The organism is Pseudomonas sp. No.117, assembly GCF_054558395.1.
The window spans coordinates 93,692-107,394 of record NZ_BAAJNP010000001.1 but is presented as its reverse complement, the minus strand read 5'-3'; the positions used below and the strand labels follow the sequence as shown (position 1 = coordinate 107,394).

At 67.3% G+C, this 13,703-nt stretch carries 14 protein-coding genes; 8 read left to right on the top strand and 6 right to left on the bottom strand.

What is annotated here, in order from left to right; genetic code table 11:
• The first annotated feature begins 158 nt into the window (after positions 1 to 158).
• Genes ACYJP6_RS00475 through secB form a run of 3 tightly spaced genes read left to right on the top strand, consistent with a single transcriptional unit; the run spans position 159 to position 1,365 of the window.
• Positions 159 to 578, top strand: a complete 420-nt coding sequence (locus ACYJP6_RS00475; protein WP_459472418.1) for a rhodanese-like domain-containing protein — start codon at positions 159 to 161, stop codon at positions 576 to 578.
• A 40-nt stretch (positions 579 to 618) separates the two neighbouring features.
• Positions 619 to 873 (top strand): glutaredoxin 3, encoded by a 255-nt coding sequence (gene grxC / locus ACYJP6_RS00470; RefSeq protein ID WP_140219081.1) that lies wholly within the window; start codon positions 619 to 621, stop codon positions 871 to 873.
• 27 nt (positions 874 to 900) lie between these two features.
• Positions 901 to 1,365: a protein-export chaperone SecB gene (gene secB / locus ACYJP6_RS00465; RefSeq protein WP_059313278.1), complete on the top strand. Its 465-nt coding sequence runs from the start codon at positions 901 to 903 to the stop codon at positions 1,363 to 1,365.
• Between the two features lie 228 nt (positions 1,366 to 1,593).
• On the opposite strand, the gene rarD is transcribed toward secB, so the two are convergent.
• Together rarD and ACYJP6_RS00455 are read right to left on the bottom strand one after the other, a co-directional pair.
• On the bottom strand, positions 1,594 to 2,514 hold the full coding sequence (gene rarD, locus ACYJP6_RS00460; RefSeq protein ID WP_459472415.1) for an EamA family transporter RarD: 921 nt from the start codon (positions 2,512 to 2,514) through the stop codon (positions 1,594 to 1,596).
• 392 nt (positions 2,515 to 2,906) lie between these two features.
• A complete protein-coding gene (locus tag ACYJP6_RS00455; RefSeq protein WP_459472413.1) occupies positions 2,907 to 3,881 on the bottom strand; it encodes a serine/threonine protein kinase in 975 nt (324 codons plus the stop codon).
• Between the two features lie 257 nt (positions 3,882 to 4,138).
• Between ACYJP6_RS00455 and ACYJP6_RS00450 the strand changes: the two genes are divergently transcribed.
• The 3 genes from ACYJP6_RS00450 to ACYJP6_RS00440 all read left to right on the top strand — a co-directional run bounded on the left by ACYJP6_RS00450 (position 4,139) and on the right by ACYJP6_RS00440 (position 8,718).
• Positions 4,139 to 5,716 (top strand): BCCT family transporter, encoded by a 1,578-nt coding sequence (locus ACYJP6_RS00450; RefSeq protein WP_459472411.1) that lies wholly within the window; start codon positions 4,139 to 4,141, stop codon positions 5,714 to 5,716.
• 1 nt (position 5,717) lies between these two features.
• Positions 5,718 to 7,727, top strand: a complete 2,010-nt coding sequence (locus ACYJP6_RS00445; RefSeq protein ID WP_459472410.1) for a CocE/NonD family hydrolase — start codon at positions 5,718 to 5,720, stop codon at positions 7,725 to 7,727.
• 70 nt (positions 7,728 to 7,797) lie between these two features.
• Positions 7,798 to 8,718: a LysR substrate-binding domain-containing protein gene (locus tag ACYJP6_RS00440; RefSeq protein ID WP_459472408.1), complete on the top strand. Its 921-nt coding sequence runs from the start codon at positions 7,798 to 7,800 to the stop codon at positions 8,716 to 8,718.
• Here ACYJP6_RS00440 and ACYJP6_RS00435 read toward each other — a convergent pair whose 3' ends face one another.
• The 3 genes from ACYJP6_RS00435 to ACYJP6_RS00425 form a co-directional block, all read right to left on the bottom strand.
• Positions 8,719 to 10,608, bottom strand: a complete 1,890-nt coding sequence (locus ACYJP6_RS00435; RefSeq protein WP_459472406.1) for a PhoX family protein — start codon at positions 10,606 to 10,608, stop codon at positions 8,719 to 8,721. It abuts the gene before it with no gap.
• Between the two features lie 65 nt (positions 10,609 to 10,673).
• A complete protein-coding gene (locus ACYJP6_RS00430; RefSeq protein WP_459472404.1) occupies positions 10,674 to 11,411 on the bottom strand; it encodes a phosphoribosyltransferase family protein in 738 nt (245 codons plus the stop codon).
• Between the two features lie 58 nt (positions 11,412 to 11,469).
• Positions 11,470 to 11,766 carry a hypothetical protein gene (locus ACYJP6_RS00425; RefSeq protein ID WP_007159771.1) on the bottom strand — a complete coding sequence of 99 codons (297 nt, stop codon included), beginning with the start codon at positions 11,764 to 11,766 and terminating at the stop codon, positions 11,470 to 11,472.
• 112 nt (positions 11,767 to 11,878) lie between these two features.
• Between ACYJP6_RS00425 and ACYJP6_RS00420 the strand changes: the two genes are divergently transcribed.
• Both ACYJP6_RS00420 and ACYJP6_RS00415 read left to right on the top strand, forming a co-directional pair.
• Positions 11,879 to 12,580, top strand: coding sequence for an alpha/beta fold hydrolase (locus ACYJP6_RS00420; RefSeq protein ID WP_459472402.1), 702 nt, complete (start codon positions 11,879 to 11,881; stop codon positions 12,578 to 12,580).
• 71 nt (positions 12,581 to 12,651) lie between these two features.
• Positions 12,652 to 13,239: a cupin domain-containing protein gene (locus tag ACYJP6_RS00415; protein ID WP_459472400.1), complete on the top strand. Its 588-nt coding sequence runs from the start codon at positions 12,652 to 12,654 to the stop codon at positions 13,237 to 13,239.
• On the opposite strand, the gene ACYJP6_RS00410 is transcribed toward ACYJP6_RS00415, so the two are convergent.
• Positions 13,236 to 13,658: a DUF1810 domain-containing protein gene (locus tag ACYJP6_RS00410; RefSeq protein WP_459472398.1), complete on the bottom strand. Its 423-nt coding sequence runs from the start codon at positions 13,656 to 13,658 to the stop codon at positions 13,236 to 13,238. The two genes, ACYJP6_RS00415 and ACYJP6_RS00410, sit on opposite strands and share 4 nt — an antisense overlap.
• Positions 13,659 to 13,703: the final 45 nt, after the last annotated feature.

The following is a 13,703-nucleotide window of genomic DNA, read 5'->3' as shown; positions in this document are numbered from 1 at the left end:
GGGAAGCCCAGCCTAGGCAGGCAGGCGAAAGCCGCCAAGGAGGCAGTTTCGCGTGTGCTGGTTACCCGCCGATAACCCGGGGACTGCGAGGGTATGGCGCCATCGGGGGGCTGTGTATACTGGCCGGCATTTTTAGCCCTTCTTGGATAGCTCCTTTCATGGAATTTCTCGGTCGGGTGGTCGAATTCGCCACCCATCATCCGCTGCTCGTCGCCGCCTTCCTCGCCATCGTCGCCCTGATGCTGTTCAACGAGACCCGCCGGGGCGGTCGCAGCCTGTCCACCGGCGAACTCACCACGCTGCTCAATCGCGAAGAGGGTGTCGTGGTCGACATCCGCCCGAGCAAGGACTTCGCCGCCGGGCATATCGTCGGCGCGCTGAACATCCCCCAGGAGAAAGTGGCCAGCAGCCTGTCTCTTCTGGAGAAGCACAAGGCCAAGACCCTGATCGTGGTGGACAGCGCCGGCCAGCAGGCCGGTGCCGTCTGCGGCGATCTGCAGAAGGCCGGCTTCACCGCCGCCCGGCTGAACGGCGGCATCGCCACCTGGCGTGCAGAGAATCTGCCGCTGGTGAAGTGACCCCTAGCGTGGCCGCGTCCGCGGCCACTGGAGACCGCGCATGACCGACGTCGTCATCTATACCAGCGCCTGGTGTCCCTATTGCCATCGCGCCAAGCACCTGCTCGATCGCAAGAACGTGGCCTACCGGGAAATCTCCGTCGACGGCCAGCCGGCGCTGCGCAGCGAGATGGCCCGCAAGGCCGGTCGCACCAGCGTGCCGCAGATCTGGGTCGGCACTACCCACGTCGGTGGCTGCGATGATCTCTATGCCCTAGACCGAAGCGGGCGCCTCGATCCGCTGCTGTCCGCCTGACCAACACTCATCACTCAAGGCCCTACCATGACCGATCAAGCCAATGGCGCCCAGGAAGACGGCGCTCAGTTCTCCCTCCAGCGCATCTACATCCGCGACCTGTCCTTCGAGGCCCCCAAGAGCCCCGAGATCTTCCGCCAGGAGTGGCAGCCGAACGTCAACCTGGACCTGGCCACCCGCCAGAAGACCCTGGGCGACGACTTCCACGAAGTGGTGCTGACCCTGACCGTGACGGTCAAGAACAACGAAGAGACCGCCTTTATCGCCGAAGTGCAGCAGGGTGGCATCTTCCTGATCAAGGGCCTGGACGCCGCTTCCATGGCCCACGCCCTGGGTGCCTTCTGCCCCAACATCCTGTTCCCCTACGCCCGTGAGGCGCTGGACAACATGGTGGTGCGTGGCTCCTTCCCCGCGCTGATGCTGCAGCCGGTGAACTTCGACGCCCTCTACGCCCAGGAACTGGCGCGCATGCAGACCGCCGGCGAAGCCTGATCGGCTCCTCCGCGGTACCGAACGCCCCTTGCCAGGGGCGTTCTGCTATCTGGCCTTCGGCGCCTGTTCGAGGTCTGCTGCGCCTCGGCCGAAGGGCGCTGCAAGACCCTGGATCGCCAGCCCCGCCCGGGCAGCCACGGCGCCCTGCTCATTGACCAGGCTTGGACCCGCACGCGGATCCGGTCGAGGGCGACTCCGATCCGCTTCCTCAGGTCTTTCCGCGGTCGCCTAGGCCTGGTTGGTCCCTGGCTCGCGAGCCTTGGGACAGGCTCTGAGCTTGCGGCTGGCGCGCCAGAGATCGAAGCTGAACACCGCGAGGCCGGCCCAGATGCAGAGAAAGGCGAACAGTCGCTCGCGCGGGAAGGGCTCGCCATAGAGCCAGACCGCCTGGATCAGCACCAGGGTCGGGGCGATGTACTGCAGGAAGCCCAGGGTCGAGTAGGGCAGCTTGCGCGCCGCGGCGTTGAAGCACAGCAGGGGGATCAGGGTGACGGGTCCGGCCAGCACGATCAGCAGGCCCAGGGACGACTGCCAGACCTCCGCCTGCAGGCTCACCCCCGGGGTCAGCAGCGGCAGGGCGATCAAGGCGATGGGCACCAGCATCCAGCTCTCCACCACCATGCCCGGCAGCGCGGCTACCGGTGTCTGCCGCCGCACCAGGCCATAGAAGGCGAAGGTCAGGGCTAGGGCCAGGGAGACCCAGGGCAGCTGTCCGAGGGTCCACAGCTGCTGGGCTACTCCCAGGACCGCCAGGCCTACGGCCAGCCATTGCAGTGGTCGCAGCCGTTCGCCGAGGAGCACCAGGGCGAGCAGGATGTTGACCAGCGGATTGATGTAGTAGCCCAGGCTGGCCTCGACCACGTGGGCATTGTTGACCGCCCAGATGTAGACCAGCCAGTTGCTGGCGACCAGGGTGCCGGACAGCGCCAGCCAGAGCAGCCGCCGGGGGTAAACACGCAATTCCGCCCACCAGCCACGGTGGCGCCAGACCAGCAGGAGCAGGGCACTGAACAGGGCCGACCAGAGGATGCGCTGGAACAGGATCTCGGTCGCCGGCAGGGCCGCCAGCAGCTTGAAGAACAGCGGAAACAAGCCCCACAGCCCGTAGGCGGTGAGGCCCAGGGCATAACCCTGGCGCAAGGCAGACATGAGGGATCCTTAGGCAGGCAACGTTCTTGTCCGGGCAGGATAGCTCAAGGAGCGGTGGGATGCTGGGATGAGGCGGCGCGCTGGCGATTTGCGCGTCACGACGTCAATCGCGGCCATGGCCGCGATCAGTCTTTTAGCGTGGAAAACGGCGCAGTCTTTTCCACTGAAGAGCTCATCGCTAGGCCTGCCCTCACCCCAGCCCTCTCCCAGAGGGAGAGGGGGCGTTGGAGCCCGTAGCGTGAAAACGGCGCGGCCTTTTCCACTGGAGAAGTCATCGCGAGGCTCACCCTCACCCCAGCCCTCTCCCTGCGGGAGAGGGGGTATCCGGGCCCCTGGCAGGAAGCCTGGTAGGGTGGAAAACCGCAAGGCGTTTTCCACGCGTCGCACGAAGGCTAGAACAGTCGCAACGGCGCCTCGTCCAGGGCGGCGCGCTGCTCGCGCAGGGTGAGGATCTGGTCGCCCCAATAGCGTTCGCTGCCGAACCAGGGAAAGCTCTTGGGAAAGGCCGGGTCATCCCAGCGCCGCGCCAGCCAGGCGCTGTAGTGCATCAGGCGCAGGGTGCGCAGCCCCTCGATCAGGGCCAGTTCGCGGGGCTGGAAGTCGTGGAATTCCTCGTAGCCGTCCATCAGTTCGGACAGCTGCGTCAACCGCTCCTGGCGATCGCCGGCCAGCAGCATCCACAGATCCTGCATGGCCGGGCCGTGGCGACAGTCGTCGAGGTCGACGATGTGATAGGCGTCGTCCCGGCAGAGCAGGTTGCCGGGGTGGCAATCGCCATGCAGGCGGATCACGTCGTAGCTGACGCCCTCGAAGAGTTCGTCGAGCCGCAGGAGTAGATCGCGGGCCACCGATTCATAGGCGGGCAGCAGGCTCTGGGGGATGAAGTTGCCGGTCAGCAGGGTATCCAGGGAGGCGTGGCCGTAGCCCTGGACGTCCAGCGTCTCGCGATGCTGGAAGGGTCGGCTGGCGCCCACCGCATGCAGGCGCCCGAGCAACTGGCCCAGGCGGTGCAACTGGTTGAGATCACCCGGCTCGGGCGCCCGACCACCGCGGCGGGGAAAGAGGGCGAAACGGAAGCCGGCATGGGTGAACAGCGTCTGGCCCTCACGCTGCAACGGCGCGACGACCGGTACCTCGCGTTCTTCCAGCTCGGCGGAAAAGGCGTGCTCCTCGAGGATGGCCGCGTCGGTCCAGCGATCCGGGCGATAGAACTTGGCGATCAGCGGGGTCTCGCCCTCGATGCCGATCTGATAGACGCGGTTTTCGTAGCTGTTGAGTGCCAGGACGCGAGCATCGCTGAGATAACCCAGGCTTTCGATGGCATCGATGACGAGGTCGGGGCTGAGATTTTCGAAGGGATGAGACATGGCGCGCTCCTCGGTCACGGGGACGATGGCGATTGCCACCCTGCATCCGGGAGATGCTAACGCAAGGTGACACCTTTGTGAGTTCGAGTTGGTTGCACCTCGTCCGTGCAATGGCGATCCGACCGGCGCGAAGCCGGTGCGCTATGCGTGCGCTGCATGACCTCATCCGTATTCGGCGATTGCATGGCGAGGGGACAGTCTCTTTAGTAAGGCAAGGCGTCGGCCCGGGCCGGCATGCACACGAGGGAGCGAATTCGATGCGACATCCGCTGCGTAATCTAGTGTTCTGGCCGACCTTCCTGACCCTGCTGGCTGCGGTGGTGGCCAGCTACGTCGACCTGCAGGGTTTCCTGGCCTTCACCCAGCGGCTCAACTCACTCCTGCTGGATGATTTTTCCTGGCTGTTCAGCCTGGCGGCGCTGGCCATGGTCGTCCTGACCGCCAGCGTCTATTTTTCGCCGCTGGGACAGGTACGCATCGGTGGCACCGAGGCCAAGCCGCTGCTCAACCGCTGGCGCTGGTTCGTCGTGACCCTGTGCTGCACCTTGGCAGTGGGCGTGCTGTTCTGGACCACCGCCGAACCGCTCTATCACCTGCATAGTCCGCCGACCAGCCTGGGCATCGAGCCAGGTAGCCCGGCGGCAACGCGTTTTGCCATGTCGACGATGTTCATGCACTGGACGCTGACGCCCTATGCCATCTACGTGGTGCCGTCGCTGGTGTTTGCGCTGGCCTTTCATAACCGCAAGCGGGCCTTCAGCATTGGCGCGATGCTCGAGCCGGTGCTTGGCGAGCGGTTGGCCCGGCGGTGCAGCGGTCTCATCGATACCCTGGCGATGTTCGCGCTGGTGGCGGGCATGGCCTCGTCCCTGGGCACGGGTGCTCTGACCCTGGCCGGTGGCCTGGGCCAGTACATCGGGGGCGAGACCACGCCGGCCCGGCTGGGTGTGGTCATCGCGCTGATCGTCGTCACCTACGTCGCCTCGGCCATCAGCGGCCTGCAGAAGGGCATCGTCTGGTGCTCGGTGGTCAACACCTGGCTGATGCTGGCGCTGGGCGCCTTCGTGTTGCTGTGCGGGCCGACGCTCTACATGTTCACCCTGGGCACCGAGGGCCTCGGTGACTACCTGCAGAATTTCTTCTCGCGCAGCCTGTTCACCGGTGCCTCCAGCGGCGACAAGTGGCCGCAGAGCTGGACCATCTTTTACTGGGCGGTATGGTTCGCCTGGGCTCCGGTCAGCGCCCTGTTCCTCGGCAAGATCGGGCGGGGCTACACGGTCCGGGAATTCATTCGCTATACCGCGCTCTACCCGGCGCTGTTCACCGCCCTGTGGATCTGTGTCTTCTCCGGCTTTGCCCTGCACGCCGATCTGGCCAGCGGCGGGGCGCTCAATACCCTGCTGGCGCAACGCGGTATCGAGCACCTGCTCTACGAGCTGCTCGACGAGTTGCCCGGTAGCGGTTGGCTGATCGCCCTGCTGTTGTTCGTGGCCTTCATTTCCTTCGTGACCGCCGCCGATGCCAATACCGACGTCCTGGCCAATCTCAGCGTGCACGGGGTCACCGCCGATGCGGCTGGCGGTAGTCCGCTGCTCAAGCTGCTGTGGGGCGCCATCGTCGGTATCGTCGGCTGGATAATGGTGGCCTTCGTCGGTGTGGATGGCATCAAGATGCTGAGCAACCTGGGCGGCTTTCCCGCGTTGTTCATCGTCATCGGAGCGGCCTGCGCCCTCCCGTACTGGATGAGCGATCCACGGCGCCTGGAGCCGCCGGTCGAGGTGCCCGAGGACGCCCCTGCTCATCCCTTTGGCCAAGTCCTGACGGAACCTGCCTGACATGCCTGTGAGAGAAACCTTCCCCCGGTCGATCCGGGAGATCGAGAACGCCTGGATCTCCCTGGCCGACGGTACACGCCTCGCGGCGCGGCTCTGGCTGCCGGAGGATGCCGAGACATGCCCCGTACCGGCGATCCTCGAATACCTGCCCTACCGCAAGCGCGACGGCACGGCGGTGCGTGATGCCTTGACCCATCCCTGGATGGCCGGGCACGGCTATGCCTGCATACGGGTGGACATGCGCGGCAATGGCGAGTCCGAAGGGCTGATGTTCGACGAGTACCTCAAGCAGGAGCAGGACGATGCCCTGGAGGTGATCGACTGGCTGTGCCGCCAGCCCTGGTGCGACGGCAACGTCGGCATGCAGGGCATCTCCTGGGGCGGCTTCAACAGCCTGCAGGTGGCTGCGCGCCGGCCGGCGGCGCTCAAGGCCATCATCACCCTCTGCTCCACCGACGATCGCTACGCCGACGACATCCACTACAAGGGTGGCGCCCTGCTCATGGAAAACCTGGGCTGGGCCGCCACCATGCTCAACTTTTCCGCCGCGGTGCCCGATCCACTGCTGGTCGGTGCGGCCTGGCGGGAACGCTGGCTGGAGCGCCTGGACAGGATGCCGATGCTGGCCGCCAACTGGCTGGAGCATCCGGTCAAGGATGCCTATTGGCGCCATGGCTCGATCAACGAGGACTATGCCGACATCCAGGCGGCCGTCTACTGCATCGGCGGTTGGGGCGATGCCTACCGCAATACGGTCGCCCGGATGTTCGAGCGACTGCCCGGCCCGAAAAAGGCCCTGATGGGGCCCTGGATTCACAAGTATCCCCATTTCGCCGTGCCCAATCCGGCCATCGGCTTTCTGCAGGAAGCCAAGCGCTGGTGGGATTACTGGCTCAAGGGCATCGACGACGGGATCATGGACGAAGCGGCCGGCGCCTTCTACCTGCAGGATGCTCTGCCGCCACGGCCCAGCTACGCCGAGCGTCCCGGTGCCTGGGCGCGGGTCGCTGCCTGGCCGCCGGAAGAGGGGGAGGAGCTGTGCTGGTCGCTGAGCGACACCGGCTTGGTGAGGGACCTCCGCTCCCTGGAGCAGCCGCGGACCTTCGCCTCGCCGACAACTACCGGCCTGGGTCAGGGGCGTTGGTGCGCCATCTGGTATGGCCCCGACGGCCCCACCGACCAGCGGCGCGACGATGCCCTGTCGCTGTGCTTCGACTCGCCCCCGCTGGACGAACCTCTCGATCTGCTCGGGGCGCCACGCCTGAACCTAACCCTCGCCAGCGACGGGACGGGTGGCCAACTGGTGGCGCGCCTCAATGCGGTGGCGCCCGATGGCCAGGTGCAGCAGATCACCTACGGGGTGCGCAACCTGGCGGTCAGCGATGACATGGCCGAGCAGCGCGCCTTGACCCCGGGCGCTCCCGTGACGCTCGAACTGGTCCTGGACCAGGTCGGTTACCGAGTGCCGGCGGGCTATCGCCTGAGAGTGTCGCTGTCCACCGCGAGTTTTCCGCTGCTCTGGCCCAGTCCGCGCCTGACCCGGCTGAGCCTGCAACCCGGACTGCAGACGCTGGTGTTACCCCGCTTTCATGGGGCGTTGGGTGACTCGCCCTTCGCCGAGCCGGAAAGCGCGCCGCCCGCGCGGTTGGAGGTACTGCGCCAGGCGCAGCCTGGCCGGGTGATCCGCGAGGATGTGGCCAGCGGCGAAATCCAGGTGGAAATCGACGATGATCTGGGCGCCGTGCGCTTTCTCGACCATGGGCTCGAGGTCGACCAGCGTTGCCGGGAACGGTATCGGACCTTGCCGGACGATCCCCTGGCGACCTCCGCCGAGATCCAGTGGCACTACCGTGCCGGCCGCACCGACTGGCAGGTGGAAGTGGACAGCCGCTTGGCCCTGAGCGGTGACACCGAGCACTTCCTCCTGGAGGTGGAGCAGGTCGCCCGCTGCGAGGGCGTCGAGGTCAGTCGGCGGACCTGGCAGCGCCGTCTACCACGGGGCCCCCACTGAGAAAGGAGTGGCTTGCCGCGGAGACGGTGGCGGCTTAGGGTGACTGGCTTCTCGTCCATCGAGTGCCGCCATGACGCTACGCAATGCCAACCTGCCGCCGCTGACCTGTCTGGAAGCCTTCGAGGCAGCGGCCCGGCATGGCAGCTTTACCCTGGCGGCGGCCGAGCTGAACCTGTCGCAGAGTGCCATCAGTCGGCAGATAAGGCGCCTGGAAGAGGACCTGGCCAGGCCGCTGTTCCGCCGTACCGCCCAGGGGATCGCCCTGACTCCGGGTGGCGAGCGCTATTTCGCCAGCGTGCAGCGCTGGCTGCGCGAGCTGGCTGGTGAGTCCGCGGCGCTCAGGCGCCGCAGCGGTGAGCGGCAACTCACCCTGGCCACCACTGCCACCCTGGCTGGGCATTGGCTGGCTGCCAGGCTGCCCGACCTGCAGCAGCGGCATCCGGAACTGGAGGTACGTCTGCTTTGCTGCGACGGTCCCGCGAGCCTGGAACTGAGCGAATTCGACCTGGGCCTGTTCTATCAGCTGGACGACGAACCCGCTCCTGGCGGGCTGACGTCGCTGCCATTGTTTGATCACGAAGGGGTGATCTGTGTCTGCGCGCCTGCCTATCGCCAGCGCCATGGTCTGCCGCGCGATGCTGCGCACCTGCTCGATGGCCACCGACTGCTGGTGCTGGAGGATCACTACCACGACTGGATGACCTGGTCGGACTGGTATCAGGCGCTGGGTCAGGTCTATAAGCCGCCGGCCCATAGCCTCAGAAGTAACAGCTATCAGCTGCTGCTACAGGGAGCCCTGTGCGGCCAGGGCGTGGTGCTTGGCTGGGAGCACCTGTTGCAGGCCGAGCTGGGCGAAGGGCGTCTGTGTCTGGCCCTGCCGGAGCGGGTGCCGAGCCGCGGCCGCTTGAATCTCATGCAGCCGCGCCATCGGCATGCCACCCCGGCCATGCGCCTGTTCCAAACCTGGCTGCTGGAGCAGGCGCAGGACTGATCAGGCGCCGATCACCCCGCCATCCTCGCGGGTGATGACCATCACCGAGGAGCGTGGCTGGCCGTTCGGCTGTTGTTCCGGGAACTGGGAGCCGCCTTCTTCGCCCGGGTGCTGGATGCCGACGAACATCGTCCTGTAGTCCGGCGAGAAGGCCAGGCCGGTGACCTCGCAACCCACCGGGCCGACCAGGAAGCGGCGCATCTCGCCACTGCGCGGATCGGCGCAGAGCATCTGGTTGTTGCCCATGCCCTCGTAGTCGCCCTTGTTGCTGTACTTGCCGTCGGTGAGCACCCAGAGCCGGCCGGCGGCGTCGAAGCCCAGGCCGTCCGGGCTGTTGAACATGTTCTCGGCGTTGATCTGCTGGGAGCCGGCCTCGGGCTTGCCGGCATGCACCTTGGGATTGCCGGCGATGACGAAGAGGTCCCAGTCGAAGGCCAGGGCGCCGGCGTCGTCGCCGTCTTCCCGCCAGCGCACGATCTGGCCATAGAGGTTGTTGGCGCGGGGGTTGGGGCCACCCACCGGCTGGCCGTCCTCGCCGCGCTTGGTGTTGTTGGTCAGGGTGCAATAGACCTGGCCGTCCTTGGGGCTGACGGCGATCCACTCGGGCCGGTCCATGCGCGTGGCGCCGACCTGGCTGCCGGCCTGGCGGGCATGGATGAGTACCTCGGCCTGACCGGCGAAGCCGTTGGCGGGGGTCAGGCCATTCTCGCCGTGGACCAGCGGCAACCACTGGCCGCGGCCCTTGGGGCGGTTCGGGTCGCGATCGCCCTCGTCGAAGCGGGCGACATAGAGGGTGCCCTGGTCGAGCAGGTTGCGATTGGCCTTGGGCTCGGCCTGGATAGGGTCGCGGCTGACGAACTTGTAGATGAATTCGCCGCGCTCGTCGTCGCCCATGTACACCACCGCGCGCCCATCCCGGGTGCGGGTGAGGGCGGCGTTCTCGTGCTTGAAGCGGCCCAGGGCGGTGCGCTTGACCGGCTTGCCCTCGGGATCGAAGGGGTCGATCTCGGTGATCCAGCCATGGCGGTTGAGTTCGTTGGGGTTCTGCGCCAGGTCGAAGCGGTCGTCGTGCAGGTGCCAGTCGTTCTCCACGCTGGCGTGCTTGACGCTATAGCGCTTCTGGGCGGCGTCGAACTTCAAGTTGGCGTCGCGGCTGCCGAAGACGTCGGTGAAGTTCTCTTCGCAGGTCAGATAGGTGTGCCAGGGCGTGGCGCCGCTGGAGCAATTCTGGAAGGTACCCAGGACCTCGCGTCCGGCCGGATCGGCCGCGGTCTTCAGCAGCTCATGGCCGGCGGCCGGACCGCTGACGGCGATGGGCGTATTGCCGTGCACCCGACGGTTGTAGGGCGAGCCCTGGACGAAGTGCCACTGGCCGTCCTTACGCCGTACCTCGATCACCGAGACGCCCTCGGCGGCCTGGGCCTTGCGGGTGTCTTCCAGCGACTTGGGCGGGGTGCCGTGGCTGAGCAGATAGCGGTAGTTGGTGTATTCGTTGTTGATCGCCATCAGCGCCCGCTCCGCATCGTCCGGGAAGGGGAAGAAGGCCATGCCGTCGTTGTTGTCGCCGAACTGCAGCGCCTGATCGGCGGCGCTCGGGCTGCCGTCGGGGCGGAAGGCCGGGCCATCGGTGTGCAGCGGCTGGCCCCAGCTGATGAGCACGCTGGCGCGATAGCCGGGCGGCACCACCAGGGTGTCGGCGGTGGAGGCGGGGATGTTGGCGAAGCCGATCAGCGGATTGCCACTGGCTTCGCTCACGGCATCGGCCAGGGCGCTGCGACCGAGCAGGCCGCCGCCAAGGAACAGGGCGGCACCGGCCAGGGCCCCGGCGCCGATGAAGCGGCGGCGGCTGAGATGGACGAGGCGTTCGAGATCGGTCTGTTCGCTGTGCATGCTGGAGGCTTCCTTACGGTGTGCAGGCGAGGCTAGTCAGACTGAATGACGTTTTGGTGACAAGGCTAGTCGCCGGGCGGCGGCGTTCGGGCCAGGCAATAGACATCGACCCGCCGGGCACCGGCGCGCTTGAGCAGGCGCGCCAGGCTGTCCGCGGTGGCGCCGGTGGTCAGGACGTCGTCCACCAGGGCCACGTGCCTGCCGGCCAGCGCCGCCTCGTCCAGCAGGGCGAAGGCCTGCCGGAGATTGCGCTGGCGTTCGCTGGCACTCAGCCCTTGCTGACTGTGCTGTTCCTGCACACGTTGTAACACTTTCGCGTTCACCGGCAATTGCACGGCCTTGCCGAGCCAGTCGGCCAGCAGGCCAGCCTGGTTGAATCCACGCTGACGCAGGCGTTGCGGTGAGAGAGGCACCGGCAACAGCAACTCCGGGCGTGGCTGCCCCTCGTCGAACAGGTGCTGCAGGTGCCGCGCCAGCAGGGTACCGGCCAGCCGGCCGAGACTGCCCTGGTCGCGGTGCTTGAACCTGTTGATCACGGCGTCGACCGGAAAGGCATAGCGCCAGGGCGCCAGCACCTGGTCGAAGGCCGGTGGCCTGGCCAGGCAGGCGCCACAGAGCAGGCCATCCACCGGCAGGGGCAGGGCGCAGCACGAGCAATGGGCGCCCAGCCAGGGCAACTCGCTGTCGCAGCCCTCGCAGAGGGGCAGGCCTGCGGGCAGCCAGGCGGCGCACAGAGCGCAACTGGTGCCCGGGCGCAGGCGCTGCCACTGGCGCTGCAGGACATGGCGGAGGGGTGGGGACATGGCGGCATCCGTGCCGTGGGAGATCCCTACTGTGCCAGGCCGGGCGCCTGGCCACCAGTCAGCCGCGGATCAGCCAGCTCATCACCATCAGCCCGAGGATCAGCCAGATCACGCCGCCCACCACCGAGCGGGCCATGAAGGCGCGCACCGCGGCATAGAGCAGCAGCAGGCCGATGGCCAGGACCACGAAGCTGATGTAGGAGTCGTCCATGCCGATGGAGCGAGCCATGCCATGGAGAAAGTCGTGCACGGCGTCGGCCAGGCCGCCCAGAACCGAGCCGAACAGATCGATTATGAAACGGATGACCTGGCCGAGCGCCGCGCCGAGCCAATCGAAGAAGCCTTCAGTACGCATGGGTGTTTCCGAGTCCTTGGCAATGTCCCTTGGAACCTGCGAAGCCCGCCGGGTTCGCCAGCGATCCGCGCTACACTGCGCGTTTTCCGCAATGTCCCTCAAGTCCCCCGTGATGATTGTTGCCGATTCGCTTCCCCTGGTCCTCTTGCCCGGCCTGCTGTGCGACGAGCGCCTCTGGACCACCCAGGCCGCCGACCTGGCCGATACCTGCGCTGTACACATCCCCGATCTCACCCGGGATGTCGGTATCGCCGCCATGGCTCGCCGGGTGCTGGCCGAGGCGCCGCCGCGTTTCGCCCTGGGTGCGCTGTCCATGGGCGGCTACGTCGCCTTCGAGATCCTGCGCCAGGCCCCGGAGCGGGTGGCGCGGCTGGCCCTGTTCGACACCATGGCCAGCCCGGACGCCCCCGAGCGCGCCGCCCAGCGCCGCGCCATGCTCGAGCTGGCGGAGCGCGGGCGCTTCCTCGGCATCAGTCCGCAGCTGCTGCCGCGGCTGATCCATGCCTCGCGCCTGGGCACGCCGGTCGCCGACACCGTACTGGCCATGGGCAAGGCGGTGGGCAAGGAGGCCTTCCTGCGCCAGCAGCGGTCGATCATCGAGCGGGTCGACTCGCGCCCGACCCTGGCGCAGATCCAGATACCGACGCTGATCGTGGTCGGCGCTCAGGACCAGCTCACCCCTCCGCCTGAGGCCGAGCTCATGCACGCCGGCATCCAGGATTCACGCCTGGTGGTGCTGGACGACTGCGGCCACCTGCCGCCGCTGGAGCTGCCGGAACGGACCACGGCGCTGTTGCGGGAGTGGCTGGCTTAGCCACCTGGTAGGCGCTACTGAACCCCGCCGCCAGGCGGGCCTCCATTGGCAAAGCCCTGGAGAAGCGCGCCATGTCCCGTCGCCTACCCCTGTCGATCCTGTCCCTGCTGCTGGGCCTGGCTCCTGCCGCCGTGGCCCTGGCCGCGCCGGTCGACGCGGGCCAGCCCGAACAACTGCACTTCGCCGATGACGGCGTCATCCCCAACAGTCGCCTGCCGGTGCTGCTCTATCGCCAGGTGCCCCTGGACGGCGCCGACCGCGCAGCGGCCTTGGAACGCCTGTTCGCCCGCCATGACTGGCCGCCGCAGTGGCGCTATGGCGTCTACGACTACCATCACTACCACCCCAATGCTCATGAGGTACTCGGGGTGGCGCGGGGTCAGGCGAAGCTGCGCCTGGGCGGCGAGCGGGGCCAGGACGTGAGCGTGGCGGCGGGTGACGTGGTGGTGCTACCCGCGGGCACCGGCCACCGCAGCCTGGAGTCCAGCGCGGACTTCCTGGTGGTGGGAGCCTATCCGCCGGGCCAGGAAGATTTCATCACCCAACGCGCCGATCCCGCGGCCCATGCCCGCGCGCTGGCGCTGATCGGCCAGGTACCCCGCCCGCTGACCGATCCGGTCACCGGGCAAGATGGTGCGCTACCCGACCTCTGGCGCTAGCAGAGCCGCGCCAGGGTGGCCTCATCCGGCTGGCCGGCGAAGAAGGTCTTCAGCGCCTGGCGGAAGGGTTCGGGATCCTCGGCCACGGCGGCGAAGAGGGTGAGGCTGGAGTGGAACTTGAGATCGTCCGGTTGCCCGAACAGGGCGGTAGGTGAGAGGTCGGGGTGCTCCAGCGCCGCCGCCGTGATCTCGCGCAGCCGCGGCCCCAACAGGGGATGCGCCACGTAGGCGCTGGCTTCGTCGCGCGAGGCGATGGCATAGCGCTGCGCAGTCTCACTCCGGCCGAGCCCGGCGATCTGCGGGAAGACGAACCACATCCAGTGGCTGCGTTTGCGCCCGGCACTGATCTCCGCCAGGGCGCTGGCATAGGTCGTCGCCTGGGCATCGACGAAGCGTTGCAAGTCGGGGGCGGTGGGCATGGGAAAACTCCGGGCCTTTTGCCTATCGGCAGGCTGGCCCGGAGG

What these genes read in the sequence shown, in the direction of transcription:
- ACYJP6_RS00450 (WP_459472411.1), top strand. Translation starts at nt 4,139, where the DNA reads ATGCGACATCCGCTGCGTAATCTAGTGTTCTGGCCGACCTTCCTGACC.
- ACYJP6_RS00425 (WP_007159771.1), bottom strand. Translation starts at nt 11,766, where the DNA reads ATGCGTACTGAAGGCTTCTTCGATTGGCTCGGCGCGGCGCTCGGCCAG.
- grxC (WP_140219081.1), top strand. Translation starts at nt 619, where the DNA reads ATGACCGACGTCGTCATCTATACCAGCGCCTGGTGTCCCTATTGCCAT.
- ACYJP6_RS00455 (WP_459472413.1), bottom strand. Translation starts at nt 3,881, where the DNA reads ATGTCTCATCCCTTCGAAAATCTCAGCCCCGACCTCGTCATCGATGCC.
- secB (WP_059313278.1), top strand. Translation starts at nt 901, where the DNA reads ATGACCGATCAAGCCAATGGCGCCCAGGAAGACGGCGCTCAGTTCTCC.
- ACYJP6_RS00410 (WP_459472398.1), bottom strand. Translation starts at nt 13,658, where the DNA reads ATGCCCACCGCCCCCGACTTGCAACGCTTCGTCGATGCCCAGGCGACG.
- ACYJP6_RS00435 (WP_459472406.1), bottom strand. Translation starts at nt 10,608, where the DNA reads ATGCACAGCGAACAGACCGATCTCGAACGCCTCGTCCATCTCAGCCGC.
- ACYJP6_RS00445 (WP_459472410.1), top strand. Translation starts at nt 5,718, where the DNA reads ATGCCTGTGAGAGAAACCTTCCCCCGGTCGATCCGGGAGATCGAGAAC.
- ACYJP6_RS00430 (WP_459472404.1), bottom strand. Translation starts at nt 11,411, where the DNA reads ATGTCCCCACCCCTCCGCCATGTCCTGCAGCGCCAGTGGCAGCGCCTG.
- ACYJP6_RS00475 (WP_459472418.1), top strand. Translation starts at nt 159, where the DNA reads ATGGAATTTCTCGGTCGGGTGGTCGAATTCGCCACCCATCATCCGCTG.
- ACYJP6_RS00420 (WP_459472402.1), top strand. Translation starts at nt 11,879, where the DNA reads ATGATTGTTGCCGATTCGCTTCCCCTGGTCCTCTTGCCCGGCCTGCTG.
- rarD (WP_459472415.1), bottom strand. Translation starts at nt 2,514, where the DNA reads ATGTCTGCCTTGCGCCAGGGTTATGCCCTGGGCCTCACCGCCTACGGG.
- ACYJP6_RS00415 (WP_459472400.1), top strand. Translation starts at nt 12,652, where the DNA reads ATGTCCCGTCGCCTACCCCTGTCGATCCTGTCCCTGCTGCTGGGCCTG.
- ACYJP6_RS00440 (WP_459472408.1), top strand. Translation starts at nt 7,798, where the DNA reads ATGACGCTACGCAATGCCAACCTGCCGCCGCTGACCTGTCTGGAAGCC.